2 pseudogenes are annotated in these 918 nt (G+C 48.4%); both read left to right on the top strand.

The window, feature by feature from the left end:
- Positions 1-41 precede the first annotated feature (41 nt).
- Positions 42-407 (top strand): annotated as a pseudogene (locus EKM04_RS23085) (ATP-binding protein); the annotation flags it as partial.
- 416 nt (positions 408-823) lie between these two features.
- Positions 824-918, top strand: a pseudogene (locus EKM04_RS16515) (IS481 family transposase); the annotation flags it as partial.

The following is a 918-nucleotide window of genomic DNA, read 5'->3' as shown; positions in this document are numbered from 1 at the left end:
CCGAGACCGGCGCGCCCGCCTCGTGCTCCTTCAGAATGCCGATGATCTGTTCGTCTGTAAAACGGTTACGCTTCATTCTCTGGTCCTCTCAATGGGCCAGAGCTTACTTCAAAATGGATTATTTCAACGGGGCAAGGTCACCTGAGACCTTTGGCGAATACGTGTCTGCGCTGGCCAATTCGGCAATGCTGGCGGGGAAAAGACATGCATTCTTGATCTTCGGAATCGACGATGTCACGCACGATATCATTGGCACAAATATAAATTTAAAGAAGGAGAAAAAAGGCAACGTAGCCTTTGAGATGTGGCTGCAGCAAATGCTAGATCCCAAGATAAATGTCTCCTTCGAAACCTGCTTCGTAGACAGCAAGAGAGTTGAAATCGTCTGCATCGAACCTGCGTTCGACCGACCGGTTAGGTTCAACAAAGTTGCGTACATTCGCGTTGGCTCGAATAAGACCAGGCTTGAGAACTATCCCGAAAAGGAGCGAATGCTCTGGGCGCTCACGAATAAACATTCGTACGAAAAAGGACTGGCAGCGACGCATTATACCGCTGAAATGATATTGGATAATTTTTACTGTGAGAAATTCGCAGAGCTTTATTATGGCCCCAAAATCTCAAAGCATCACTTGATCGAGAGCTTGGTTACAGATGGTCTTATCATTAACGATTATCAAGGAGGCTATGACATTACCAACTTGTTCGCGATCTTAGCTGCCAAAAACCTTGGTGATTTCGAAACCGTGAGGAACAAAGCTGCTAGGTGTTTGATCCCGGCATTTGATGGTGCGATATTTTCCAGTGAATGGAAGGATGCACTATGGGCCAGGTTCACCCCGCAAGCGCCACGACGACTGCGGCAGTCCGTCGAGCGATACAGCATAGTCAAGAGAGCCTGAGAGCGCTGGCCAAGCG

This window comes from Rhizobium skierniewicense Ch11, from assembly GCF_023757665.1.
GTDB classification, from domain to species: domain Bacteria; phylum Pseudomonadota; class Alphaproteobacteria; order Rhizobiales; family Rhizobiaceae; genus Agrobacterium; species Agrobacterium skierniewicense.
Note: the sequence above shows the minus strand (reverse complement) of the source record. Positions and strands in the feature narration are given on the sequence as shown.